The sequence below is a fragment of the Kitasatospora gansuensis genome, from assembly GCF_014203705.1.
Classification (GTDB): domain Bacteria; phylum Actinomycetota; class Actinomycetes; order Streptomycetales; family Streptomycetaceae; genus Kitasatospora; species Kitasatospora gansuensis.
In genome coordinates this window covers 5,848,262-5,871,165 of the sequence record NZ_JACHJR010000001.1, presented here as the reverse complement: position 1 = coordinate 5,871,165, position 22,904 = coordinate 5,848,262, and the positions used below count along the sequence as shown (strand labels likewise).

At 72.7% G+C, this 22,904-nt stretch carries 21 protein-coding genes; 9 read left to right on the top strand and 12 right to left on the bottom strand.

The window, feature by feature from the left end; genetic code table 11:
• Positions 1 to 235 precede the first annotated feature (235 nt).
• Positions 236 to 1,234 carry a peptidoglycan-binding domain-containing protein gene (locus tag F4556_RS26580; protein ID WP_184920336.1) on the top strand — a complete coding sequence of 333 codons (999 nt, stop codon included), beginning with the start codon at positions 236 to 238 and terminating at the stop codon, positions 1,232 to 1,234.
• A 5-nt stretch (positions 1,235 to 1,239) separates the two neighbouring features.
• The gene (locus tag F4556_RS26575; protein ID WP_184920334.1) at positions 1,240 to 2,217 is read left to right on the top strand and encodes a BUD32 family EKC/KEOPS complex subunit; all 978 of its coding nucleotides are present in this window, start codon (positions 1,240 to 1,242) and stop codon (positions 2,215 to 2,217) included.
• Between the two features lie 2 nt (positions 2,218 to 2,219).
• On the opposite strand, the gene F4556_RS26570 is transcribed toward F4556_RS26575, so the two are convergent.
• The 5 genes from F4556_RS26570 to F4556_RS26550 all read right to left on the bottom strand — a co-directional run bounded on the left by F4556_RS26570 (position 2,220) and on the right by F4556_RS26550 (position 8,186).
• Positions 2,220 to 2,804 carry a TMEM165/GDT1 family protein gene (locus F4556_RS26570; RefSeq protein ID WP_184920332.1) on the bottom strand — a complete coding sequence of 195 codons (585 nt, stop codon included), beginning with the start codon at positions 2,802 to 2,804 and terminating at the stop codon, positions 2,220 to 2,222.
• Between the two features lie 223 nt (positions 2,805 to 3,027).
• Positions 3,028 to 3,771: an ABC transporter permease gene (locus F4556_RS26565; protein ID WP_184920330.1), complete on the bottom strand. Its 744-nt coding sequence runs from the start codon at positions 3,769 to 3,771 to the stop codon at positions 3,028 to 3,030.
• Complete coding sequence (locus F4556_RS26560; RefSeq protein WP_184920328.1) at positions 3,771 to 5,318, bottom strand: dolichyl-phosphate-mannose--protein mannosyltransferase; 1,548 nt, start codon at positions 5,316 to 5,318, stop codon at positions 3,771 to 3,773. The genes F4556_RS26565 and F4556_RS26560 overlap by 1 nt, the downstream gene beginning before the upstream one ends.
• Before the next feature lie 74 nt (positions 5,319 to 5,392).
• The gene (locus tag F4556_RS26555; protein WP_184920319.1) at positions 5,393 to 6,766 is read right to left on the bottom strand and encodes an FAD-binding oxidoreductase; all 1,374 of its coding nucleotides are present in this window, start codon (positions 6,764 to 6,766) and stop codon (positions 5,393 to 5,395) included.
• Positions 6,767 to 6,890: 124 nt separating this feature from the next.
• Positions 6,891 to 8,186, bottom strand: a complete 1,296-nt coding sequence (locus F4556_RS26550) for an MFS transporter (protein ID WP_313068654.1) — start codon at positions 8,184 to 8,186, stop codon at positions 6,891 to 6,893.
• A 122-nt stretch (positions 8,187 to 8,308) separates the two neighbouring features.
• Between F4556_RS26550 and F4556_RS26545 the strand changes: the two genes are divergently transcribed.
• Positions 8,309 to 8,869, top strand: a complete 561-nt coding sequence (locus F4556_RS26545) for a MarR family winged helix-turn-helix transcriptional regulator (RefSeq protein ID WP_184920318.1) — start codon at positions 8,309 to 8,311, stop codon at positions 8,867 to 8,869.
• Between the two features lie 86 nt (positions 8,870 to 8,955).
• On the opposite strand, the gene F4556_RS26540 is transcribed toward F4556_RS26545, so the two are convergent.
• The 3 genes from F4556_RS26540 to F4556_RS26530 all read right to left on the bottom strand — a co-directional run bounded on the left by F4556_RS26540 (position 8,956) and on the right by F4556_RS26530 (position 14,491).
• The gene (locus F4556_RS26540) at positions 8,956 to 11,661 is read right to left on the bottom strand and encodes a right-handed parallel beta-helix repeat-containing protein (protein WP_184920316.1); all 2,706 of its coding nucleotides are present in this window, start codon (positions 11,659 to 11,661) and stop codon (positions 8,956 to 8,958) included.
• A 187-nt stretch (positions 11,662 to 11,848) separates the two neighbouring features.
• Positions 11,849 to 13,654, bottom strand: a complete 1,806-nt coding sequence (locus F4556_RS26535) for a glycosyl hydrolase family 18 protein (protein ID WP_184920314.1) — start codon at positions 13,652 to 13,654, stop codon at positions 11,849 to 11,851.
• Positions 13,655 to 13,999: 345 nt separating this feature from the next.
• Entirely contained in the window at positions 14,000 to 14,491 is a 492-nt protein-coding gene (locus F4556_RS26530) for an FxLYD domain-containing protein (RefSeq protein WP_184920312.1), read from the bottom strand.
• Between the two features lie 97 nt (positions 14,492 to 14,588).
• On the opposite strand from F4556_RS26530, the gene F4556_RS26525 reads away from it, so the two are divergent.
• From F4556_RS26525 to F4556_RS26505, 5 genes are all read left to right on the top strand, one after another.
• Positions 14,589 to 14,972: a BlaI/MecI/CopY family transcriptional regulator gene (locus F4556_RS26525; RefSeq protein WP_184920310.1), complete on the top strand. Its 384-nt coding sequence runs from the start codon at positions 14,589 to 14,591 to the stop codon at positions 14,970 to 14,972.
• Positions 14,969 to 15,844, top strand: a complete 876-nt coding sequence (locus tag F4556_RS39540) for a M56 family metallopeptidase (RefSeq protein ID WP_184920308.1) — start codon at positions 14,969 to 14,971, stop codon at positions 15,842 to 15,844. The genes F4556_RS26525 and F4556_RS39540 overlap by 4 nt, the downstream gene beginning before the upstream one ends.
• A 97-nt stretch (positions 15,845 to 15,941) precedes the next feature.
• On the top strand, positions 15,942 to 16,676 hold the full coding sequence (locus F4556_RS26515; RefSeq protein WP_184920306.1) for a hypothetical protein: 735 nt from the start codon (positions 15,942 to 15,944) through the stop codon (positions 16,674 to 16,676).
• A gap of 86 nt (positions 16,677 to 16,762) precedes the next feature.
• Positions 16,763 to 17,764, top strand: a complete 1,002-nt coding sequence (locus tag F4556_RS39195; protein WP_281403670.1) for a C40 family peptidase — start codon at positions 16,763 to 16,765, stop codon at positions 17,762 to 17,764.
• Positions 17,765 to 17,795: 31 nt separating this feature from the next.
• Positions 17,796 to 18,416, top strand: coding sequence for an L-threonylcarbamoyladenylate synthase (locus tag F4556_RS26505; protein ID WP_184920304.1), 621 nt, complete (start codon positions 17,796 to 17,798; stop codon positions 18,414 to 18,416).
• Positions 18,417 to 18,437: 21 nt separating this feature from the next.
• On the opposite strand, the gene F4556_RS26500 is transcribed toward F4556_RS26505, so the two are convergent.
• Positions 18,438 to 18,995: a DoxX family protein gene (locus F4556_RS26500; protein WP_184920302.1), complete on the bottom strand. Its 558-nt coding sequence runs from the start codon at positions 18,993 to 18,995 to the stop codon at positions 18,438 to 18,440.
• A 100-nt stretch (positions 18,996 to 19,095) separates the two neighbouring features.
• On the opposite strand from F4556_RS26500, the gene F4556_RS26495 reads away from it, so the two are divergent.
• Positions 19,096 to 19,389, top strand: a complete 294-nt coding sequence (locus tag F4556_RS26495) for a barstar family protein (protein WP_184920300.1) — start codon at positions 19,096 to 19,098, stop codon at positions 19,387 to 19,389.
• Positions 19,390 to 19,392: 3 nt separating this feature from the next.
• Here the strand turns inward: F4556_RS26495 and F4556_RS26490 are convergent, their stop codons facing one another.
• Genes F4556_RS26490 through F4556_RS26480 form a run of 3 tightly spaced genes read right to left on the bottom strand, consistent with a single transcriptional unit; the run spans position 19,393 to position 22,861 of the window.
• Positions 19,393 to 20,019, bottom strand: a complete 627-nt coding sequence (locus tag F4556_RS26490) for a bifunctional 4-hydroxy-2-oxoglutarate aldolase/2-dehydro-3-deoxy-phosphogluconate aldolase (RefSeq protein ID WP_184920298.1) — start codon at positions 20,017 to 20,019, stop codon at positions 19,393 to 19,395.
• Positions 20,016 to 21,614: an N-acyl-D-amino-acid deacylase family protein gene (locus F4556_RS26485; RefSeq protein ID WP_184920296.1), complete on the bottom strand. Its 1,599-nt coding sequence runs from the start codon at positions 21,612 to 21,614 to the stop codon at positions 20,016 to 20,018. Before F4556_RS26485 ends, F4556_RS26490 begins: the two co-directional genes overlap by 4 nt.
• Positions 21,614 to 22,861, bottom strand: coding sequence for an alanine racemase (locus F4556_RS26480; RefSeq protein WP_184920294.1), 1,248 nt, complete (start codon positions 22,859 to 22,861; stop codon positions 21,614 to 21,616). Before F4556_RS26480 ends, F4556_RS26485 begins: the two co-directional genes overlap by 1 nt.
• Positions 22,862 to 22,904: the final 43 nt, after the last annotated feature.

Genomic DNA, 22,904 nt, shown 5'->3' with positions numbered 1-22,904 from the left:
TGGGACGACGGGCCTGGCCAGCGCCCGGACTGATGATCGTTCAGTCTCACCATAAGTCAGCTATGTCCGATTTGCCGTCAACTGCTTGCGCCATCCGCACCTCTGACGGTCATCGATCCTTCACATCTCCGGTATCACCACCAATCCGGACAAGCCCCACCACGCGCCTGTCCACCCACTGGAACCTGCTGCATAATCAGGCCCATTCGCCACCGTCACCGAGGAGGACCGGCCCATGCCGGGAGCGCACTGCCCCGTCTGCGGCACCGTCGTCGACGCCGACGGCTGTCCCTCCTGTGGCCCCTCGGACGCCACCGCCGTCCTGCCCGCGATCGACTCCCCCGAGCTGGTCCGCCCGTACGTGAGCGCCCCCGCGCCCACCGACCCGTTCGCCACCCACACGGTGCCCCCGGACGGCTTCGCCACCCAGCTGATGCCACCCGTCCCGCCGCCCCCGGTCGGACCGCCGCCCGCACCGCCGCTGCCGCCGCAGACCGTGCCCAGCCTGCAGCTGATACCCACCCCGCCGCAGTGGACCCCCGAGCCGGCCCCGACCCAGGCTCCGACGCCGGACCTCGGCGTCTTCGGCTTCCGCCCCGCCCCCGGTGAACCGGCCCCCGGCGGCCGGGCCGAGCGACGGGTGCAGCAGCAGGTCTCGGCCGGGCGCCGACGGACCGTCATCATCGCGGCCGGACTGGGCGTCGCCGCGATCGGCGCGGGCCTGGCCCTGGTGCTCTCCCCCGGTGACGACGGGGGCGACCACGACCTGGCGCAGCCCCTCCCGGTCGGCAACTACCAGCCCACCAGCTCGCCCCCGGCCGTGGCCGTCGTGCAGTCCCCGCCGCCCTCGGACACCCCCACCCCGTCCGCGAGCCGCAGCAGCGCCAAGCCGAAGCCCAGCCCCTCGGCGAGCTCCGCCCTGCCCACGCCCACTCCCACCCCGTCGCCCACCCCGACCCCGTCGGCCACCCCGACCACCGCGGCTCCGACACCGACCGGGCCCCGGACCCTCAAGAAGGACATGCAGGGCGCCGACGTCAAGGACATGCAGAGCCGGATCGCCGACGTGCTGTTCTGGAAGTACAACTCCTCACTGGCCACCGGGGACTTCGACAGCAGGACCGAGAAGGCCGTCCGTGACTTCCAGAACTACTACGGCAGCGCCCGGCTCGACGACCCGCCAGGCGTCTACGGCCCCAGCACCCGCCGGGCCCTCGAAGAGATGACCGACTGACGCCCATGACACCGCGTCAGGACCGTCTCGCCGCCCACCACCGGGTCGCCGGCCACCTCGCCCGGTTGAGCGACCACCGGCTGGCCGCACTGCTCGACGCGGCGGCCCCGCTCGGCTCCGGGATCGGCGGCGTGACCTCCCTGCTGGAGATCGAGGGCGCCCAGGTCTTCGTCAAGCGGGTCCCGCTGACCGCCCTGGAACAGCGCCCCGAGCACCTGCGCTCCACCGCCAACCTGTTCGACCTGCCCTCGCACTACCAGTACGGCGTCGGCTCGGCCGGGTTCGGCGCCTGGCGCGAGCTGGCGGTGCACGAGCTGACCACCGGCTGGGTGCTCGACGGCGCGCAGCAGAGCTTCCCACTGCTCCACCACGCCCGGGTGCTGCCCGCCGAACCGCCGCCCGCCGAGGGCCTGGTCGGCTTCCTCGGCGGGCTGGACGGCGCGGTCGCGTACTGGGGCGGCTCGGCCGCGATCGGCGAGCGGCTCCGCGCGATCCTGGCCGCCGACGCGGCCGTCGTGCTCTTCCTGGAGTACGTCCCGCACACCCTGGGCAGCTGGCTGGCCGAGCAGGACACCGGTGCCGTCCCGTGGGTGGCCGGTCAACTGGCCGACACCACGGCCTTCCTGCGGGACCGGGGCCTGGTCCACTTCGACGCGCACTTCCGCAACGTGCTGACGGACGGTCACCGCCTGTACTTCACCGACTTCGGTCTCGCCCTCGGTGAGAGCTTCGAACTCACCCGCACCGAGCGGGAGTTCCTCGACCGCCACCGGGGCTACGACGCGGCGTACACGGTGGCCCACCTGCTCACCCAGTACCTCCCGGCGGGCCTGGCAGCCGATTGGGCCGACGGGCGGCGCCCGGCCGGCACCGCGCCGGAGCTGGCCGCCCTGCTGGACCGGCACGCCGGGACCGCCGTCCGGATGCGGGGCTTCCTCGACCGCCTGCGGACCGACAAGTCCACCCCTTACCCACTCGACTGAGCTCAGCCGGTGGCCGCCTTGAACAGGCTGAAGCCCGCCATCAGCAGCATGATGCTCGCCGCCACCCGCACGATCACCTTCATCGGCACGTACTGCAGCAGCTTCTGCCCGCCCAGGATGGCGATCCCGCTCACCGCGCAGAGCGCCAGCCAGGCGCCGATGCCGACCGAGAGCGGGTCGGCGTACTTGGCCGCCAGGTTGGCCGTCATGATCTGGGTCAGGTCGCCGAACTCGGCCACCGCGACCACCAGGAAGCTGGCGCCCGCGACCTTCCAGAAGCTGCCCGAGGACGGCTCCTTGGCCTCGCCGTCCTCCTCCTCGTCGCCCTTGGGCCAGAGCAGCATCACCGCGCCCGCCAGGAACAGCACACCGGTGACCCCCTCCACCGCGCGCTGCGGCAGCAGCGCCAGCAGGCTGCCGGCCGCCAGCGCCAGGCCGACCTGCAGGGCGAAGGCGGCGGCGATCCCGGCGAAGACGTAGCTCGCCTTGTACCGGGTGCCGAGCACCAGGCTGGCCAGCGCGGTCTTGTCCGGCAGTTCGGCCAGGAAGACGATGCCGAAGGTAATCGCGGCAATGGTCAGACTCATCGGGGAAGAAGCCCTTCATCGGGTCCGGGCTGCCCGGCCGATGATGACCCGTCAGGGGACACTCCGGCCCGACAGCACTGGTAAATGATCACAGCACTGCGGCCGAAGGTCTCGCCAACACCCGCAAGCAAACGGATGTCCCGGGCACCGGGCTCGCGCGCAAGGCGCAGCCAGTATGTCGACGCTCCGGTGGAGGGCTACTCCCCTTCAACAGCCGCCCAGTCTACCCGGCGACCGCGCCACGGCCGACCAGCTCGAGCACCAGCAGTACCGCCACCGCCTCCACCAGCAGCAGCGCGACCAGCACGAACAGCTGCACCGCCCCGGCCTCCACCGGGCTCGCCCCGCCCAGCAGCATGCCGACGAACGCCCCGGGCAGCGTGACCAGGCCCACCGTCCTGGTCTGGTCCAGGGCCGGCACCAGCGAGGTGGCGGCGGCCGTCCGGCAGATCTCCAGCCGGGCGTCGCGCTCCTCCAGGCCGAGCGCGAGCGCGGCCTCCACCTCGCCCCGGCGCTGCCGCAGCTCGTCCAGCGCCCGCCGTCCGGACAGCGAGGTGGCGGTCAGTGCCCCGCCGATCAGGATGCCCGCGACCGGGATCACCGACAGCCCCTGCCAGGGCAGCAGCCGGGAGCCGGCCAGCAGGGCCAGCACCGGCAGCACCCCGGCCCCGATCGGCACCGCCGCCCACCACCAGCCGGGCCCGGCGGTCATCCGCCGCCCGGCCGTCCGGACCGCGACCGCGAACATCACCAGCACGAACAGCGCCGAGGTCCACATCGACCCGACCACCCAGGCGATCACCAGCGCGACCACCGCGAGCTGGACGGCCGCCCGCGCCCCCGCCCGCAGCACCGCCCAGCCGTGCCCGAGCAGCCCCCACCCGGCCACCGCCGCCCCGGCCGCCAGCAGCAGCGCGGTCGCCGCCCACAGCCCGGGGCCGACCGGCAGCAGTTGCTGAGCGGCCATCAGATCCAGCTGGTGAACCACATCCGGTCCTGCCAGGACGACATCGGGATCACCTCCGCCGTGTACAACGGGTAGAAGAACGCGAAGCAGCCGACGATCGCCAGCACGATCAGCCCCGCGCCCACCGCGCCCCACCGGCGCCGCTCGGCCGAGCAGCCGGGCGGGCCGAGCATCGCCCCGAGCATCTGGGCCACCGCCAGACAGAGGAACGGCACCAGCACCACCATGTAGAACGAGAAGGTGGTCCGGTCCTGGTAGCGGAACCAGGGCAGGTAGATCCCGGCCACCGCGCAGAGCACCGCGCCCGAGCGCCAGTCCCGCCGGAAGAACCACCGCCAGAGCACGTACAGCAGCGCGAAGCAGGCGGTCCACCAGAGCAGCGGCGTACCGAGCGCGAGGATCTGCGAGCCGCAGCCGTCCGGGGCGGTACAGCCCCGCTGACCGTTCGGCACCTGCTCCCAGTACATGCTGACCGGACGTCCCTGGACCAGCCAACTCCAGGCTTCGGACTGGTACTTGTGCGGGGTGGACAGGCCGGTGTTGAAGTCGTACATCTGCACCTGGTAGTGCCACAAGCTGCGCAGCGGCGCGGGCACCCAGCTCATCGCGCCGGACCGGTCGTCGGCCCACTGCCGGTCGTAGCCGCCGCCGGTGAGGAACCAGCCGGCCCAGCTGAGCGGGTAGACCACCACCGCGACGCCGACCAGCGAGAGGAAGGCGGGCAGCGCGTCCCGCCGCAGCATGCTCCGCCAGGGCCGGTACGCGCCGGCCCAGCGGCGTCCTGCCTGGTCCCAGAGCACGGTCAGCAGGCCGAAGGCGGCCAGCACCGGCGCGCCGTTCCACTTGGTCGCACAGGCCAGGCCGAGCAGCAGCCCGGCCGCCGGTCGCCAGGGGCGCAGGCCAAGCTTGAGCTGGTCACCGGCCCGGCCGCCCTCCGCCCGGGCGGCCGCCAGCAGGCCCCGGGCGTGGTCGCGGTCCACCAGCAGGCAGCCGAAGGCGCCGAGCACGAAGAACATCAGCACGCCGTCGAGCAGCCCGACCCGGCTCATCACCAGCTGCAGCCCGTCCACCGCCAGCAGCAGCCCGGCCACGCAGCCCAGCAGCGTCGAGCCGAACAGCCGCCGCCCGATCCTGGCCACCATCAGCACCGTCACGGTGCCCAGCAGCGCGACCATCACCCGCCAGCCGAACGGGTGCAGCCCGTACGCCCACTCGCCCAGCGAGATGACCCACTTGCCGACCGGCGGGTGCGCCACGAACTCGGGGGCGGAGCTGAGCGGGATCACCTGCGGCACGGCCAGGATCTGCTCGTTGGCGTTGTCCGGCCAGGTCCCCTCGTAGCCCTGCTGGAGCAGCGACCAGGCGTCCTTGGGGTAGTACGTCTCGTCGAAGACGAGGGCGTTCGGGTAGCCCAGGTTCCAGAACCGCAGCAGCCCCGCGAACAGCGCGACCGCCAGCGGCCCGAGCCAGCCGCCATGCCGGACCACCCACGGCCGGGGCCGCACCTCTTCTTCGACGACGGTCCCGCCCACCACCGCTTGCGTCATGACCTCGCCGATTCATCGCCTGATTGCCCGACAGATTTGTCGTCTTTGCCGGGAATCCTAGCTCTGACGCGGGCTCAGGCCGGGACGATGTTGTGGTTCAGGTGGAAGACATTCTCCGGATCGTAGGCCGACTTGACCGCCGCCAGCCGCCGGGCGTTGCCGGTGCCGAGCCCGGCCGCGACCCGGTCCGCGCCCTCGTCGCCGATGAAGTTCAGGTACACCGCGCCGATCGACCAGGGCAGCAGATCGCTCCGGACGTCGCGCGCCCACTGCCGGCCCCGGGCGTCGTCGGCCGGATCCGCCCAGACGCCGAACGGGTGCACCGCCCAGGGCGCGGCCCGCCAGGGCACCGGGTAGTCCTCGCCGCGGGCCACCGCACCGCCCATCGGGAAGAACGCGTGCATCGAGGCGGACGGCACGACCATGTCGGCGGCCCGGGCGCAGAACAGGTCGACGGCCTCGGCGGGGAAGCCGTTCAGGTACTCGGCGGACCAGTAGTTCCGCTCGCCGGGCGGGTCGTCCAGCATGCACTGGAAGTCCGCGTACGGGAGCTCGGCGATCATCTCCCCGGCGTGCCCGTACGCCAGCATCGGCCGGAACACCTCGCGGGCCGCCGCCTCGCCCCCCGTGTAGGTGAGCAGCGCGGCCGCCGCGAGCCGGCCGACCAGCCCGGCCGGGACGAAATCCTCCGGCGGGCCGGTGAAGTAGACGAAACCGCCGCCGACCTCCTCGGGCGCGGTCGCCATGAAATCCACGAAGTGCCGCATCACGCGCGGCCCGGCCTCCGGCTGCCAGACCAGCATGGCCACCGTGACGGCCGGCAACTCGTGCAGCTCGAAGGTGAGTTCGGTGGCCACCCCGAAGTTGCCGCCACCGCCGTGCAGGGCCCAGAACAGCTCGGGGTGCCGGTCCTCGTCCGCCGCCACCAGCTCGCCGTCGGCGGTCACCAGCTTGACCGAGAGCAGGTTGTCGCAGGCCAGTCCCCACTTCCGCTCCAGCCAGCCGGAGCCGCCGCCGAGGGTGAGCCCGGCGACGCCGGTGCTGGAGTCGCGCCCACCGGTGGTGGCCAGGCCGTACGGCTGGGTGGCCCGGTCCAGGTCGCTCATCAGGGCGCCGCCGCCGACCCGGGCCACCCCGGCCTCCGGGTCCACCACGACCGAGTTCATCCGCCGCAGGTCGATCACCAGGCCGTCGTTGACCGAGGCCCCCGACACCGCGTGCCCACCGGCCCGGACCGCGATCTCCAGGCCCTGCTCCCGGCCGAAGGCGATCGCCGCCGCCACGTCCGCCGGGTTCGCGCACTGGGCGATCAGCTGGGGGTGGCGGTCGATCATCGCGTTGAAGACCGTCCGCGCCTGGTCGTACTCACCGTCTCCCGGCGTGAGGACCTCCCCGGCGAATCCGGCCCGCAGGTCCGTCAGCAGAGTGGGGTGCAGTGCGGCAGCCATGGTGTCCGCCCTTCTCCAGGGCCGCTCCGGCGCGAGGCCCGCTCCGGCGCGCTTCGCGCTTTTCTGAGCGTAGCCCCGGCCACCAGCCGACGCACCCCACGCCGGGGCCGCGCGCCGGGGTGCGTCAGGCCGCGGTCTCCAGCTCCCGGACCGGCACCGCCACCGGGACGGCCGGGCCCGCGTTGTCCTGAGCCGCCGTCAGATGCGGCCGCAGGCGCAGGGCGAGAACCACGATCAGCAGCGTGCAGGCCGCCATCGCCGCCAGGTAGAGCGGCCAGGTGCCGGAGCCGACCAGCAGCACACCGACGGCCGGGCCGACCGCGATGGCGATCTGCTTCACCAGCGCGTAGCCGGAGTTGTACGTCCCGAGCAGCCGGGCCGGGGCCAGGTCGGCGACGATCGGGCCGAGGGTGGGCGCGAGCAGCGACTCGCCGACGCCGAACAGGGCGTAGACGGCCACGATCGCGATGGTGGCGACCAGCGCCTCCGAGCGGACCAGACCGGCCACCAGGGCCATCGTCCAGGCGCCGAGCCAGACCAGTCCGGCGGCGGCCATCGCGGTGGTGCGGCGGCGGCGCTCGGTGAGCTTCACCATGAACATCTGCAGCACCACGATGGTCAGCGCGTTGGCGCCGATGGCCAGGCCCAGGGTGGACGGCGCGGTGCCGACGGTGTCGGTGGCGAAGGCCGCCACGCCGGACTCGAACTGGCCGTAGCAGGTGAAGAAGATCAGCCCGGCAAGCAGGCAGAGCCGCAGCATCGCCTTGTCGGCGACCAGCGCGCGCAGCCCGGTCGGGCCGGTCGCGGCCACCAGGACGGGGGCGGCGGCCGGGATCCGGGCGGTGCCGGTGACCAGGGCCAGGCCGAGGAAGGTGAGCGCCTCGATGGTGAACAGCCGGGTCAGGCTGGCCGGGTCGGCGACGTCCACGATCTGCCCGCCGACCAGCGCACCGATGCCCATGCCCAGGTTGACCAGGGTGAACTGGAGCGCGAAGGCCCGCGAGCGGGTGGCCTTGGTGGAGCAGCGCACGATCATCGTGGCCAGGGCCGGCTGACAGGTCGTCACCCCGGCGCCGAACAGGAAGGAGGAGACCAGCAGCGCCGGCGTCCCGGTGGCGTGACCGAACGCGAAGGCGCCGGTGGCGGCCAGCGCGGCGCCGATCAGCAGCACCGGGCGCGGCCCGTACCGGTCGATGCCCCGGCCGGTGAACGGGAGCACGGCGAGCGCGGCCAGCGCGAAGACGGTGAAGACCATCCCGGCGGCCAGCGAGCCCAGGCCGCGCACCTGGTCCACGTAGACGAACATGTACGGCATCGTGAAGCCGCTGCCGAACGCGCTGAGCGCGTTCCCGATCTGGACGCGGCGCAGCGGACCTCCCGCCCCGAGACGCCTGCCCTGCTGCTTCACCGTGCCGGCCACCGTGCACACCCTTTCACTGGATACTTTTAAGCTCAGAAGATTTCAGAGCTAAACTCTAAGGATCGGAAGCCTTCGCTGTCAAAGCCTTAACCCCTGCATCAGTCCGTGGGAGAATGGGGAGCATGAGCACTCCCAGACCCGCGTCACCGAACCCGGGCGAGCTGGCCATCGCCGAGCAGGTGGCCGTCTACCAGCGGGAATTCCCCTTGGTCGACCCCCAGGTGGAGACCATCGTGGGGACCCTCTCCCGGGTCGCCCGGCGGATGAGCGTCGCCTACGGACGACAGCTCACCGTGCTGGGGATCACATCCGCCGAGTGGGAGGTGCTCAAGGCCCTGGTGGTCGCGGGCAGCCCCTACCAGCTCGGCCCGGGCGAGCTGGCCAAGCGGCTCGGCCTGACCCCGGCCGCGATGACCCACCGGATCGACCGGATGGTGGCCGAGGACCTGGTCACCCGGGAGCGGGACGAGGCCAACCGGGTCCGGGTGATCATCGAGCTGACCGCCAACGGCCGGTCCAAGTGGCTGGAGTCGATGCGGATGGCCGCGGTCTTCGAGGAGGAGCTGCTCCAGGACATCACCGCCGCCGAACGCCCCGCCCTCTCCGAGATGCTCGGCCGGATGCTCCGCCGCATCGAGGACACCCAGCCTGACGCCCTCGGCCGCACCGACGACCTGGCCTGACGCCCCGTACGACAGCAGGCCGGCATGACAGCGGGCCCCGTACTCGAAGGAGTACGGGGCCCGCTGTGCTGCTGTGCGACGGTGCGTCAGCTGTTGTCGTAGTAGCCGAAGACGTCCACCACCAGGTGGATGTTGCCGCCACCGCCGTTCCAGAAGTCGATGACGCCGTACGGCCCCGGGGTCGCCTGGACCAGGTTCGGGACGGTCTCGCCGGACTTCCAGTTCAGCGCGGAGACCAGCGGACGGGTTGGCCAGACGGCGACGTTGGACTGGTAGTGGCCCAGCGCGTTCGGGTCGGGGGCGACGGTCAGGAAGCCCGCGCCGACCGGCTCGGTGACGGTCGCGTTCATCACGTAGCCGGTCTCCTCCGGGTAGCCGGCGCCCAGGGGCATGTAGATGTAGTTGTCCCTGGCGAGTGCGCCCTTGCCCCAGGAGCGGGTGTCCAGCAGGCGGGTCGGGGTGACCGGGCGGTAGGAGCTGGCGCCGTCCGGGCTGTAGTAGCCGACCACGTCGACCACCACGTCGGTGGGGGCGCCGCTGCCGTTGTAGATCTCGATCTTCCCGTCCGCGCCGACCGGGGTGATCACCGAGTTGGCGACCACCTGGCCCTGGCCGAAGTTGAGGTTCGAGGCCACCGGGGTCTGCCCGCCGCTCGGGTACACCGTGAGGTACCCGGCGCCGCGCGAACCGACCGTGGTCACGTTCAGCGCCACCGCCGTGATGCCCGAACCGGGCAGCGGACCGGTCGGGTTGCCCGCGATCTGAACCGAGAAGGAGGACTTGCCCGCGATCTGGCCCCGGGCCGTGCCGGTGCCCTCCCGGGTGTCCACCAGCCGGCCGGGCGCGGTCGCGGTGTAGCCGCTGGACGCCGAGCGGGTGAAGTAGCCGGCGATGTCCGCGATCAGGTGCACCGGGCCGCCGCTGCCGTTGAACAGCTCCACCTGCCCGTCGGAGCCGACCGGAGTGACCGTCAGGTTCGGCACGGTCTGACCGGCCGTGAAGTTGACGTTCGAGGTGCTGGGCCGGTCCTTGCCGGAGGCGTACGCCGTGATGAAGCCGCCGTTGACCGCCTCGGTGACGGTGATGTTCAGCACCGCCGCCGTGACCGAGGTGGGGAGGGCGCCGCCGGCCACCTTGACCTTGACCGAGGAGTACGGCGCCACCTTGACCGCCGCCGCGCCGAGACCGGTACGGGTGTCCAGCAGGCGGGTCGGGCCGTAGGCGGTGTAGTGCGAGCCGAGCGTGGTGATCTTCACCGAGTTGGCCACCTGGTCACCGGTTTCGATCACCGCCGTGGCGGTGACGGTGTAGCTGCCCGGCTTGGCGTAGGTGTGCGGGGTGACCGGGGTGCCGTTCGGGCTGACGTAGGTCGTGGTGCCGTCGCCCCAGTCCAGGTAGACCGGCACCCAGGTCCGGCTGCTGGTGACCGCCGGGGTGACCTGGACGGCGCGGCCGGTGGTGAGCTTGGCCGTCAGTGCGACGGCCAGCGTCGGGTCGGTGCCGAGGTACTCGGCGGCGCCCCGGCTGACCCGTGGGGTGGTGCCGTAGAAGTCCGAGGCCAGCTGGCCGGGCGCGGCCGGGTTGGCCGTGCCGATCGCCGTCGAGCCCTTCACCAGCGCCAGGTTGATGGCGCCGTACTTGTCCTTGCGGACGCCCGTCGCGCCGCCCAGCGTCGGGTCGAGGTTGTCGTGGGCACCCGTGTACGGGGCGCCGGACACACTGATCGGCAGGGTGCCGTAGCCGTCCTGCAGGTGGAAGGTGTTGTAGTCGAGCGAGGTGCCCGCGCTCGCCGGGGCGGCGATCCGCACGCTCGGGTCCCACGGCTGGGCCGGCTGGTGCTCGGCGCAGTTCTCCTTGAACCCGCCCAGCGAGCTGTCGGTGACCGGGTTGGCGTCCAGGATCACGTTGTTCTGGACGTTGACCGCGGTGGAGTCACCGGTGACGTCGACGGCCGGGGAGCAGCCGCGCTGGATGGTGTTGCCCGCGATGTCCAGACCGTGCACGCCGTCGGCCACGATCCCGCTGGCGGCCAGCGCGTCGGCGGCCAGCGTGATCCGGGTGGCGCCGGACGCCACCGCGATGCCGGGCACGCCGGGCGTCCAGCGGCCGGTGTTGACGTAGGTCCGGCTCACCGTGATGTCGCTGGAGGCGCCGTCGATGGTGACGCCGCTGGACTCCCAGGAGGAGGCGTAGCTGCCGTCCAGGGTGACCCTGGCGGACTTGGTGATCCGGACCGCCGGGGCGCTGCCCGCAGTGAGCACCAGGTTCCGGACCGTCACGTCGGTGACGCCGTCCAGGGTCAGCGCGGGCCTGCCCGCGTACTGGTTGACGGCGGCGAACTCGGGGTCGCCCTCACCGATGATGGTGATCCCGGAGGTGCGGACGGTCGCCGCCTCCCAGGCCCCGGTCGAGTTGGTCCAGGACTTGACCCGTACGGTGTCGCCCGGCACGGCGGCGTCCACCGCGCTCTGCAGCTTGCAGTACGGCGAGGCCTCCGTCCCGGCGCCGACCTCGGCCCCGCAGTAGGTGGCGGCGGCCCAGATGGTCCGGCCGGCCGTGGTCTGACGGCTGTTCAGCTCGCCCTGGCCGGTGGCCCGGGGGATGCGGTACGACTTCTCGGCGGGGCTGCTGAAGGTCTCCAGGCCGGCCGCCTTGGCGGCGTTCAGCGCGGCGGTGTCGATCTGCTGCCCGATGCCGGACGGCGGGGCGTCGGCGGCCTGGGCGGGGCCGGGTATCAGCAGGGAGACAGCGGTCAGCAGACCGGCTGTCAGGGTGAGGCGGCGACGGGACACCGACCCTCCAGTCCTTGAATCGGGCGGTGCGCGAACGCGGAGTGCGCCGAGCCTAGCGTGCGTGCACCACCCGCCCCACAGGGGGGGCGATGATCAACCTCCGGGCCCCGCGCACGACTTCGCCCCGCCGGCCACAGCCCGGCGGGGCGAAGTGCTGCGGAGCTCAGGAGCTCAGCTCACGGGTGGTTCAGCAGGCGCCCGCGTCGGCCCAGACGCCCCACTGACCGGTGGTCGAGGGGTCCTCGTTGGTGGTCCACCACTTGTTGGTGTAGACCCGGCCCTTCCACGAGACCTTGGTGCCGGCGGTCGCGTAGACGGCGGTGGCGCTCCAGCTCGGCACGGTGCAGCCGGTCGCCGTGGCGGACGGGCTGACCGAGGTGCTCGGGCTGACCGAGGCCGACGGGGAGGTCGACGCGGTCGGCGAGGCCGAAGCCGAGGCGGACGGGCTGGCCGACTGGCTGGGCGACGGCGAACTGGTCGGCGCGGCCGGGCAGTTGGCGGCGGAGCCGTTGGTGGCCGAGACCATCTTGTCGAACAGCGCGGTCTTGGTGCCCAGGTCGTACAGCGAGAAGGCGAAGGAGCCGCCCAGGCCGTTGCAGTGCGCGTAGTCGACCTTGGCCTGGATCGAGCGGGCGTCCTCGCCGGTCCAGAAGGTGGAGCCGTCGTAGAAGTACGTGGTCTTCGCCTCGTCGTCCCAGAAGGTCTTGGCCGGGTTGTCGACGAAGCCCGCGAGCTCCTTGTACATCTGGATACCGGGCACGTTGCCGGACATCGCGGCACCGGCGGCGGGGCCGGTCGCGCTCTGGAACAGGCCGTTCACGCCGTTGTTGGGAACGCCGGTCCAACCGCGGTAGTAGAACGGGATACCCATGTTGATCTTCTTGGCGGGGAAGCCGCCCGGGATGCCGTACTCGGCGTCACCGACGGTCCAGGCCTTGATGGCCGCGTCGATCGAGTACTTGCCGGTGCCCGGCTTGACCGGGGTCATCGGGTCCTTGGCACCGGAGTACAGCGGGGCCTGGTGGTTGGTCGGGCCCTGGGCGTCCCACGCACCGTGCATGTCGTAGGTCATGACGTCGAGGAAGGTCAGGTACTGGCCGACCTTGTCCGTCTCGATGTTCTTGACCTTGTCCTGGCCGGCGCCGACCGCCGCCGCGAGGGCGTAGGTCTTGTTGTCGGTCACGCCCTGGGCGTCCAGCTGGGTGCGGAACTCCTTGAGCAGCAGGGTGAAGTTCTGCTTGTCGGCCGCGCTCTCGTGGTTGCCCGCGTGGCCGCCGCCGCCCGGGTACTCCCAGTCGATGTCGATGCCGTCGAAGATGCCCGCGGCCGAACCGGCCCCGCCGTAGCCCGCGTCCACCGGCAGGTTGCCCTTGATGAACATGTCGAGGCAGGAGGAGACCAGCTTCTTCCGCGAGGCGTCCGTGGCGGCCGCGTCGGAGAAGTACTTGGAGTAGGTCCAGCCACCGATCGACAGCAGCACCTTGAGGTTGGGGTTCTTCGCCTTCAGCTTCTTCAGCTGGTTGAAGTTGCCCGCGATCGGCTGGCCCCAGACGTCCGCGACACCGTCGACCGCGGTGTTCGCGTCGAAGGTCTTCTGGTAGTCGGCGAACGCGTCGCCCGCACCGTCACCCGCGCTGGTGTTGCTCTCGTCCTGGGACGCGGCCTTGGTGGCCTCGAAACAGGAGAGGTTGGTCGGGTGGATGTTGGCGAACGAGTAGATCATGTAGTCCAGGTTCTTGGCGACGCCGGTGTCCTGGATGGTCTTCGGGTAGTACGCGTTGCCGTAGATCGACCACTGGTCGAAGTAGGCCACCTTGATGCCACCGCTGGTCGCCGGGGCGCCCGTGGTGTTGCCGGCCGCGGCCGAGGCCGTGGTGCCCGCGCTCAGCGCGAGACCGGCGCCCAGCAGCAGCGAGGCCGCCGTGCCGACCGCGAGCGCGGCCAGGCCCTTCGGACGCCGACGGTGCGTCGGCTCCAGGGAAACTCGAGTCATGTCGTGACCCTCCAGGTCGTGGGGGAACTGCCGGGCCACGTCGACCGGACGCGCGGGGTGGGGCCGCACAACCGGAGAGGCACGTCAGTGGAGGTCGAGCAGCGGGGGATGCCGAACCGGCACCGGAGGTCTGGACCACCGATGCCGGCCGGGGGCTCCCTGCACCTGGCCATAAAAATGGACTAGACCAACTCCCCCGTCAAGAGCCCTTCTTGGACCTTGAGCTCCCGTTAAGGTTCGACCGACCCCTGACCAGCACAAAGCCGGCCCCGCACGGAGCGGGGCCGGCTGAAACGTCTGATCACATCTCGTCAACTTCGGTCAGATCCAGGTCGACCGGGGAGGTCAGTACCGCAGGGCGCTGCCCACCTTGGCGGTGACCGTGCCGTCCAGTTTGCGGTTGCTCTTCGCGGTGGCCTGGGCCGTGCCGCCGGCCGCGATCTCGGGGACGGTGACCACGGCGGCGTCCAGGAGGTTGCCGGAGCCGTCCTGGAAGCTGACCTGGATCGTGTACTTGTACGGCTGTGAGGTCTTGTTGGTGACCGTGACCGGGACGCTGGACTTGCCGTCCGAGTCGGTCACCACGGTGCCGAGGGTGACGTCGCCCTTGGCGTCCAAGCCGCCCTTCACGCTCGCCAGCGCCGAGGAGGCCGCCGCCTCCGCCGACGCGGCGGCCGAGGAGGCCGAGGAGGCGAAGCTGTTCGCCGCGCTGTTCGCCGCCGAGGCCAGCGCGGACGCGCCCGACTGGACCGCCGAGGAGGGTGAACCCCCGTCCGAGGAACAGCCGGTCAGTACCAGTCCACCCGCCACCACCGCACCCACGACCAACCGACGCATCAGGGACCTCCACTCGTCCGGACCTTTCCCCCACCCTTCTGGGGCCGCTTGCCCGGGGCCACCAGGGCGCGGCATCCGGGTGACTACGATTGGCCGCATGGTGGTACGCAGCCTCGGCGAACTCGAAGCCGAAATCATGGACCGGCTCTGGAGCTGGGGCCGCCCGGCCACCGTCCGGGAGGTGGTCGACGACCTCAACGCCAAGCGGCCGGTCGCCTACACGACCGTGATGACGGTGGCCGGCATCCTGCACACCAAGGGCCTGCTGAACCGTCACAAATCGGGCCGCGCCTGGGTCTACGAACCGGCTCGCAGCCGCGACTCGTACACCGCCACGCTGATGCAGGAGGCGCTCGGCTCGACCTCTGACACCCCGGCCGCGCTGGCCCACTTCGTCGAGCAGATCAGCACCGACGAGGTCGCCGCCCTCCGCCGGGCACTGGCCGCCCTGGACCGGGCCACCCAAGGGGAGGAGCAGTGAGCGCCGCCGCGCTGCTCGGGCTCTGGGCCGTGCTGATCGCCGTAGCGCTGCCGCCGCTGCTGGCCGGCGCACGCTGGACCAGGCGGGCGCCGCTGCTCGGCGTGTTCACCTGGCTCGCGCTCGGGCTCTCCGCCGTCAGCTCGGTCGCCCTGACCGTCCGTCAGCTGATCGACCCGGCCCCGCACCACCACGCGGGCCTGCTGCACCTGTGCGGTCTCTCCCCCGAGGCGGTCTCCGGTACCGCTCCGGCCGCCGCCGCCCTGGTGCTGCTCTACCCGGCCGGCCGGCTGCTGCGCAGCCTGGGCAGCGCCCACCGCGGTCGCCGTCGGCACCGCGCCCTGCTCGACCTGGCCGCCCACCGCGGCCGGGTGCCCGGCGCCCTGCTGCTGGACCACCCGACGCCCACCATCTACTGCCTGCCCGGCCGGCACTCCCGGATCGTGGTCAGCCGGGGCGCGCTGGCCGCCCTCACCCCGCCGCAGCTGGCCGCCGCGCTGGCGCACGAACGGGCGCACCTGACCGGCCGTCACCACCTGGCCGCCTGCGCCGCCGAGGCGCTGGCCGGCACCTTCGCCCGGCTGCCGCTCGGCCGGCTGGTCTCGGCCGAGGTCCGCACCCTGCTGGAGATGGCGGCCGACGACCGGGCGTTGCGCGGCCACAGCCCCCGTGCGCTGGCCACCGCGATGGGCGTGGTGGCCGGCGGGCTGGCCCCCGTCACCGCGCTGACCGCGGGCCACCAGGCGCTGGCCAGGATCGAACGGCTGGCGGACCACCGTCCGGCCCCGCGCTCGCTGCTGGCGCTCACCGCGGCCGCCCCGGCGGGGCTGGCCGGGCTGCCGCTGCTGCTGGTCTGCCTGCCGCACCTGGCCTGATCCGTCCTGGCCCGGCCCTGACCCGACCCCGATCCGCGTGTCACCAGCCCCGTCCCCGGGCAGGTCTCCGTACGTCGATCGAATACGGGGAGGGGACATGGCGTTCGTCATGTCGGCACTGCTGGTCCTGGCGGCGGTCGCCGTCTGGGTCGGGAACCGGCTGCACAGCTATCCGGGCGGCTGGGCCTACGCCTTCGCCCGCGCGTACGCCGCCGAGCGGGCGGAGCTGGCGGCGGGCCGTAGCCGGGTCCGCGAGGTGGAGCGCAGCCGGGCGCAGGAACGTTCCGCCGCCGAGCAGGAGATCCGCGCCACCGAGGCCGAGTACCGCCGCCGGATCACCGAGCTGCAGAACCGGGTGGCCGAGCTGGCGGAGCCCGGCGCCGGGGCGGTGCTGGAGTCGCTCGGCGAGCTGACGCTGCACCAGCACCTGGTCAGGTACCGGAGCGAGAACATCCCGCTGGCCCGGCTCCGGGTCCGGCTCGACCTGGGGTCGGAGCAGCACCGGGTGCTGCTGACGCGGCCGAACGGGAACGTCCGGCGGGTGGAGTTCAGCGGCCTGGAGTCGGACCAGGTGCACGAGTTCGTGGTCCGGCTGGAGGCGGCCGTCGCGGCCGAGGACGACTTCCTGCTGCACCGGGACGAACGGACCGTCAAGGCCCGCCGCGCCCTGGAGCTGGCCCGGTCCAACACCATCCCCCAGCAGACCGCCCGGGCGGACCGGGACCGGCTGCTGGAGCAGCAGCGCGAGGACCGGGCCCTGCGCGAGGCGCGCGCCGAGCTGACCGCCGCCCACAACCGCTGGCAGCACACCACCGGACACCGCCCGGGCTGAGCACGCGTCAGGTCCGCCACTTGCCCTCCCGGTGATTCTCGTACTAATTTCCTTAGGAGATTAGTCGTCCAGCTCGGGAGCACGCCTTGGCCGCCCGCCGTCTGACCGCCCTGACCCTCACCGCGGGGGCCGCGCTGCTGCTCACCTCGACGCCTGCCCTGGCGGAGCCGAAGCCCTCGCTGGAGCAGGTCCAGCGGCAGGTGGACGACCTCTACGAGGAGGCCGAGGCCGACACCGAGCAGTACAACGGGCTGAACGAGAAGCAGGAGCAGCTGCAGGCCCGGGCCGGCACCCTCCAGCAGCAGGTGGCCACCCAGCAGGACCAGCTCAACCGGCTGCGCGAGACGCTCGGCGCGGTGGCCGCCGAGGAGTACCGCTCGGCCGGGCTCGACCCCACGCTGCGGCTGATGCTGACCGCCGACGCCACCGAGTACCTGGACGGCGCGAGCCTGCAGGACGTGGCCACGGCCACCCAGGCGGACACCCTGCGCCTGCTGACGGCCCAGCAGAAACGGTTCGACCAGCTGCGGGAGGAGACCGCCGCCCAGCTGGCCGGCCTCGACCAGGCCCGCCGGTCCGCCGCCACGAAGAAGCAGGAGGTCCAGGCCAAGCTCGCCCAGGTGCAGTCCATCCTGAACGGCCTCAAGGCCGAGGACCGCGCCAAGGTGGTGGCCGGGAACGCGGGGGGCGCCGCCGCCTCCCGCAGCGTCACCGCCCGGATGCCGTACACCGGCCCCGCCACCGGCCGGGTCAAGGACATCCTGACCTTCGCGTACGCCCAGCTCGGCAAGCCGTACGTCTACGGCGCGGCCGGCCCCAACTCCTTCGACTGCTCCGGCCTCACCCTGCGGGCCTTCGCGGCGGGCGGCATCTCGCTCCCCCGCACCTCACAGGCCCAGTACGCGGCCGGCAAGAAGATCGCCCGGGACCAACTCCAGCCCGGCGACCTGGTGTTCTACTACGACGACCTGCACCACGTCGGCATCTACATCGGCAACGGCCAGCTGCTGCACGCCCCGCGCACCGGCAAGACGGTCGAGATCGTGCCGTACGACGTGATGCCCTTCGCGGGGGCGATGCGCTACTGAACGGGGCGGGTGGATCCCGTATGGTCGGCCAATGGCGAAGTACTTCGACGTGCACCCGCAGACCCCGCAGGCCCGCACCATCAGCACCGTGGCCGACAGCCTCCGCTCCGGAGCGCTCATCGCGTACCCGACCGACTCCTGCTTCGCGCTGGGCTGCCGGATGGGCAATCAGGAGGGCCTGGAACGAATCCGGTCGATCCGTAAGCTCGACGACCGGCACCACTTCACCCTGATGTGCGAGAACTTCGCGCAGCTGGGGCAGTTCGTCCAGATCGACAACGCCGTCTTCCGCGCCGTCAAGGCTGCGACGCCGGGCAGCTACACCTTCATCCTGCCCGCCACCAAGGAGGTGCCGCGGCGGCTGATGCACCCGAAGAAGAAGACCGTGGGGGTCCGGATCCCCGACCACGCCGTCACCCGGGCGCTGCTCGCCGAGCTCGGCGAGCCCCTGGTCTCCAGCACCCTGCTGCTGCCCGGTGAGGAGGAGCCGCTGACCCAGGGATGGGAGATCAAGGAGCGACTCGACCACGTACTGGACGCGGTGATGGACTCCGGTGACTGCGGTACGGTCCCGACGACGGTCGTCGACTTCTCCGGCGGCGCACCGGAGATCGTCCGGTACGGGGCCGGCGACCCCACGCCCTTCGAGTAGCGCTGCCCGGCTGACCGGCCGTCAGGCCAGCCCGCCGATGCCCGCCTCCTCGTCGGCGGCCCTGGCCTCGCGGCGGCGGACCACGTCCTGACGGCGGGTCACCACGGCGGCGGCGCCGAGGGCGCTGGCGACGAAGGCGAGCAGGCCGAGGGCCGCGCCGTCGAAGCGGTGGCCGACCAGGTGGTCGAGGGAGTAGCGGCCGGCGCCGGCCACGCCGAGGGCCAGGCCGCAGGTGCCGAGCACGGCGGGGTACTCGTAGCCGCCGGCGGTGGCGAAGAAGCCGCCCGGGGCGTGCACCGAGATGGCTCCGGCCATGGTGCCCGCGACGATCGAGCCGGCCGCCGGGGTGGCCAGGCCGGCCAGCAGCAGGGCGCCGCCGCCGGTCTCCCCCAGCCCGGCGGCGATCGCGCTCTGCCGGCCCGGTTCGAAGCCCATGTGCTCCATCGCGCCGGCGGTGCCCTCCAGACCGCCGCCGCCGAACCAGCCGAACAGCTTCTGCGTGCCGTGCGCCACCAGGACGCCGCCGACCGCCGCGCGCAGTGCGAGCAGGCCTAGGTCCTTACGGTTCCAACAGGTCATGATGGGGCCTCAGCTCTCGGGAGAAACACCGGCCTCCCCATCCCACCCCAGACCCGGTACGCCCTCACCCCGGGCGCGCCATCCGAGCGAAGGTAGCCCGATGCCGACCACCTACCACCTGCGCGGCGCCGAGATCACCGACGAGCCGTCCTTCTACACCGCGCTGGCCGACGCGCTGGACGCCCCGGACGGCTACTACGGCCGCAACCTGGACGCGCTGGCCGACTGCCTGCGCGGCGGCTACGGCCCCGAGGCGCCGTTCGGCCTGGTCTGGCACGACGCCGGGCAGGCCCGGGCGGCACTCACCCGGCGCCTGCCCGGGAGCGAGCAGCGGTACTTCGACGCGCTGCTGGAGGTGCTCCGCGAGGGCGGGGTCACCGTCACCCTGCGGTAGCGGTCACCTCGCGACAGCGGCGACGAACTCCCGGGCCCGCAGCTCGACCCCGCTCCAGCCGCCCGCCGCGACCACCGCCGGGGCCACCACCTCGCTCCCGGCGCAGACCGCCAGCGCGCCCGCCGCCAGGAACTCGGCGGCGTTGCCCGCGTTGACGCCGCCGGAGGCGACCAGCGGCACCAGCGGGTACGGGCCGCGCAGGTCGCGGAAGTAGGACGCCCCGAAGGCCCGGGCCGGGAAGATCTTCACGGCCGCCGCCCCGAGGTCCACGGCGGTGGCCACCTCACTGGGCGTCAGGGCGCCCATCACCACCGGCACCCCGGCCGCCGCCTCGGCCAGGCCGGGCCGTACGCCGGGGGTGACCAGGTACTGCGCTCCCGCCGCGACCCCGCGCCGCGCCTGCTCGGCGGTCAGTACGGTGCCGACGCCGACCCGGCAGCCGAGCCGGTCCGCCACCTCGGCGGCCCGCCGCAGGTGCTCCTCCACGCCGGGGGTGGTCCAGGTGAACTCGATCCACCGGATGCCGCCGGCCACCAGCGCGGCGCACAGCTCCGCCGCGTCGGGGATCACCGGGGCGCGGACCACCGCGATCACCCGGTCCTGTGCCAACCCTTCGAGACCGCTGCTCAACGTACTCCTCCGTCCGCCTGCCGGCGCAGCGCCCGTCCTGGGCGGGCGCCGGTCGCCTTGCCGTCCTCGATCACGCCGACCCCGCCGACCCAGACCCAGGGGATGCCCTCGGCCTGCTGCCGGGGCTGGTCGAAGCTCGCGGTGTCCCGCACCGTCGCCGGGTCGAACAGCACCAGGTCGGCCGCGTAGCCGTCCCGGACCAGTCCGCGCCGGGTCAGGCCGAGCCGCCGGGCCGGGCGGCCGGTCATCCGGGCCACCGTCTGCTCCAGCGTCAGCACGCCCAACTCCCGGGCGTAGTGCCCGAGATAGCGTGGAAAGGTGCCCCAGGCCCGGGGGTGCGGGCGGGCGCCGACCAGCAGGCCGTCGCTGCCCACGCAGTGTGCGGGATGGCGCATGATCTCCCGGACGTTCTGCTCGTGGCCGACGTGCTGGAGGATGCCGGTACCCAGTTCGTCGCGGACCAGCAGCTCCAGGAAGGCGGCGGTGCCGGTGCTCCCCCAGCGGTCGGCGATCTGCTGCACCGTCAGGCCGACGGTGTCAGCCAGTTGGGGGTTGCGTACGCCGGAGATCTGCACCGTCCGCCAGTCGGCGACCACGCCGTGGCAGCCGTCGCTGCCGGTCTCCTCCACCGCGACCCGGATCGCCTCCCGGGCGGGGGACTCCAGCAGCCGGGCCAGCGTGGCGGCCGGGCCGCCCTCGGTGGCCCAGGACGGCAGCAGGGCGGCCAGCGTGGTGGAGCCGGGGAGGTAGGGGTAGCTGTCCAGGGTCACGTCGACGCCCGCCGCCAGCGCGTCGTCGACCAGGGCCAGGAACTCGCCCGCCCGGCCTTCGTTCACCCCGAAGTTCATGGTGGCGTGGGTGAGATGGAGCGCGCAGCCGGTCCGCCTGGACAGCTCGATCACCTCCGCGTACGCCTCCAGCGCGCCCGCCCCGTACGAGCGGGTGTGCGGGCAGTGGTAGCCGCCGCGGGCGGCCACCACCTCGCAGAGCGCGGCCAGTTCGGCGGAGTCGGCGTACATGCCGGGGGTGTAGGTCAGTCCGGTGGACATCCCGACCGCGCCCTCGGCGAGGCTCTGGCAGAGCAACTCCCGCATCCGGTCGAGCTGTTGTGCGGTCGCCGGGCGGTCGTCCCAGCCGACCACCAGGGCGCGCAGGGTGCCGTGCGGGACCAGGTAGCAGGCGTTGGCGGCGAGCTGGGAGCGGTCCAGCCGGTCCAGGTACTCGCCGACGGTCCGCCAGTTCCAGTCGAAGCCGGCCGGATCGCCGTTCCAGCCCGCGAGTTGGCGGCGCAGCGCGGCCAGCGACCGGTCGTCCACCGGGGCGTAGGAGAGGCCGTCCTGGCCGAGCACCTCGCAGGTGACGCCCTGGCTGAGCTTGGCCAGGTGGTCGGGCTCGGTGAGCACGGCCAGGTCGGAGTGGGCGTGCATGTCGATGAACCCGGGGGCCAGCACCAGTCCTTCGGCGTCGATCACCCGGGCGGCGGTGGCGGCGTCGGAGACGATCACGCCGTCCTCCACCGCGATGTCGGCCCGGCGGCGGGGCGCCCCGGTGCCGTCGATCACCCAGGCGCCCTTGATCAGCAGGTCGGCCGCCATCAGAAGTACGTCCGCACCAGGTCCACCACGCGCGGGAGTTCGGCGTCGGCGGAGTCGAGCACCGGGAGCAGCGACCACTTGTCGAAGACCGTGCACGGGTGTGAGAGGCCGACCCGGACCACCTCGCCGACCTGGACCTCGGCGTCCCGGAGGAAGGCGTGCTGGTCGTTCAGCGCGGTGATCCTGCCCCCCAACGGGCCGCGCCCACGGACGAGTTGCGGCTCCGGCAGGCCCTCGTCGAAGGACAGGTCGCGCTTGCCGCCGTCCAGCAGGGCGAGCCCGGGTTCCGGCCGGGAGACCACCCGCAGCCAGCCGTGCAGGGCCGACCTGAAGCCCGCGCCGCCGGCCCGGGCCAGCGGCGAGATGCCCCGGTAGAAGCCGTCGTCATGCGCGAGGTAGGCGCCGGAGCGGAGCACCAGCCGCCCCCGGCCCTCGACCACGGCGCCCAGCTCCTCGAGCACGGTGTCGAAGTAGGCGCTGCCGCCGGCGGTGAGCCAGATCTGCTCGGCGGTCGGGTCGAAGAGGTCGTCCAACAGGCGGTAGAGGCGGCCGAGTTCGCGCAGATAGCCGGCCACGGTGCCGAGCGATCCGGCGCTCGCGTCGTGGGCCAGCGCGCCTTCGTAGCCGCTCACGCCGACCAGTCGCAGTTCGCCGGCGGCGGCCACCGCGCGGGCCACCTCGACCGCCTCATCCACCGTGCGGCAGCCCGTCCGGCCGCCGGGGGCGCCGAGCTCGACGCAGACGTCGACCGGGGCGGGGGCGCCGCGCAGGGCCTCGGCCATCAGCTCGACCGAGCGCACCGAGTCGACCCAGCAGGCGAACCGGAACTCCGGGTCGGCGGCCAGCTCACCGGCCAGCCAACGCAGCCCGGCCGGGTCGAGCAGCGCGTTGGCCAGGTGGATCCGGCGCAGGCCGAAGGCCCGGCCGACCCGGACCTGCGGGAGGTTGGCCAGCGTGATGGCGTCCGCCCCGGCGTCCAGCTGACGCTGCCACAGCACCGGGGCCATGGTGGTCTTGCCGTGCGGGGCGAGGCCGACCTCGCCCTTGGCGCAGTACGCCGCCATGGTGGCGAGGTTGTGGTCGAGCGCACCCGCGTCCAGGGTCACCAGCGGGGTGCCGAGGTCGTCCAGGGTCGGCGCCCCGGCCAGGTACTCGGCGACGGTCAGGCCCCAGGCCCCGGCCGGGACGGCCTTGAAGCGCCAGTCCAGCCGCTCGTCCGCCAGCTCCGCCAGTCGTCCACGGTCCATCAGCTCCACCACGGCCCACCGTTCCCTCGTTGCACTATGTGCA

What these genes read in the sequence shown, in the direction of transcription:
- F4556_RS26580 (WP_184920336.1), top strand. Translation starts at nt 236, where the DNA reads ATGCCGGGAGCGCACTGCCCCGTCTGCGGCACCGTCGTCGACGCCGAC.
- F4556_RS26575 (WP_184920334.1), top strand. Translation starts at nt 1,240, where the DNA reads ATGACACCGCGTCAGGACCGTCTCGCCGCCCACCACCGGGTCGCCGGC.
- F4556_RS26570 (WP_184920332.1), bottom strand. Translation starts at nt 2,804, where the DNA reads ATGAGTCTGACCATTGCCGCGATTACCTTCGGCATCGTCTTCCTGGCC.
- F4556_RS26565 (WP_184920330.1), bottom strand. Translation starts at nt 3,771, where the DNA reads ATGGCCGCTCAGCAACTGCTGCCGGTCGGCCCCGGGCTGTGGGCGGCG.
- F4556_RS26560 (WP_184920328.1), bottom strand. Translation starts at nt 5,318, where the DNA reads ATGACGCAAGCGGTGGTGGGCGGGACCGTCGTCGAAGAAGAGGTGCGG.
- F4556_RS26555 (WP_184920319.1), bottom strand. Translation starts at nt 6,766, where the DNA reads ATGGCTGCCGCACTGCACCCCACTCTGCTGACGGACCTGCGGGCCGGA.
- F4556_RS26545 (WP_184920318.1), top strand. Translation starts at nt 8,309, where the DNA reads ATGAGCACTCCCAGACCCGCGTCACCGAACCCGGGCGAGCTGGCCATC.
- F4556_RS26535 (WP_184920314.1), bottom strand. Translation starts at nt 13,654, where the DNA reads ATGACTCGAGTTTCCCTGGAGCCGACGCACCGTCGGCGTCCGAAGGGC.
- F4556_RS26530 (WP_184920312.1), bottom strand. Translation starts at nt 14,491, where the DNA reads ATGCGTCGGTTGGTCGTGGGTGCGGTGGTGGCGGGTGGACTGGTACTG.
- F4556_RS26525 (WP_184920310.1), top strand. Translation starts at nt 14,589, where the DNA reads ATGGTGGTACGCAGCCTCGGCGAACTCGAAGCCGAAATCATGGACCGG.
- F4556_RS26515 (WP_184920306.1), top strand. Translation starts at nt 15,942, where the DNA reads ATGGCGTTCGTCATGTCGGCACTGCTGGTCCTGGCGGCGGTCGCCGTC.
- F4556_RS26505 (WP_184920304.1), top strand. Translation starts at nt 17,796, where the DNA reads ATGGCGAAGTACTTCGACGTGCACCCGCAGACCCCGCAGGCCCGCACC.
- F4556_RS26500 (WP_184920302.1), bottom strand. Translation starts at nt 18,995, where the DNA reads ATGACCTGTTGGAACCGTAAGGACCTAGGCCTGCTCGCACTGCGCGCG.
- F4556_RS26495 (WP_184920300.1), top strand. Translation starts at nt 19,096, where the DNA reads ATGCCGACCACCTACCACCTGCGCGGCGCCGAGATCACCGACGAGCCG.
- F4556_RS26485 (WP_184920296.1), bottom strand. Translation starts at nt 21,614, where the DNA reads ATGGCGGCCGACCTGCTGATCAAGGGCGCCTGGGTGATCGACGGCACC.
- F4556_RS26480 (WP_184920294.1), bottom strand. Translation starts at nt 22,861, where the DNA reads ATGGACCGTGGACGACTGGCGGAGCTGGCGGACGAGCGGCTGGACTGG.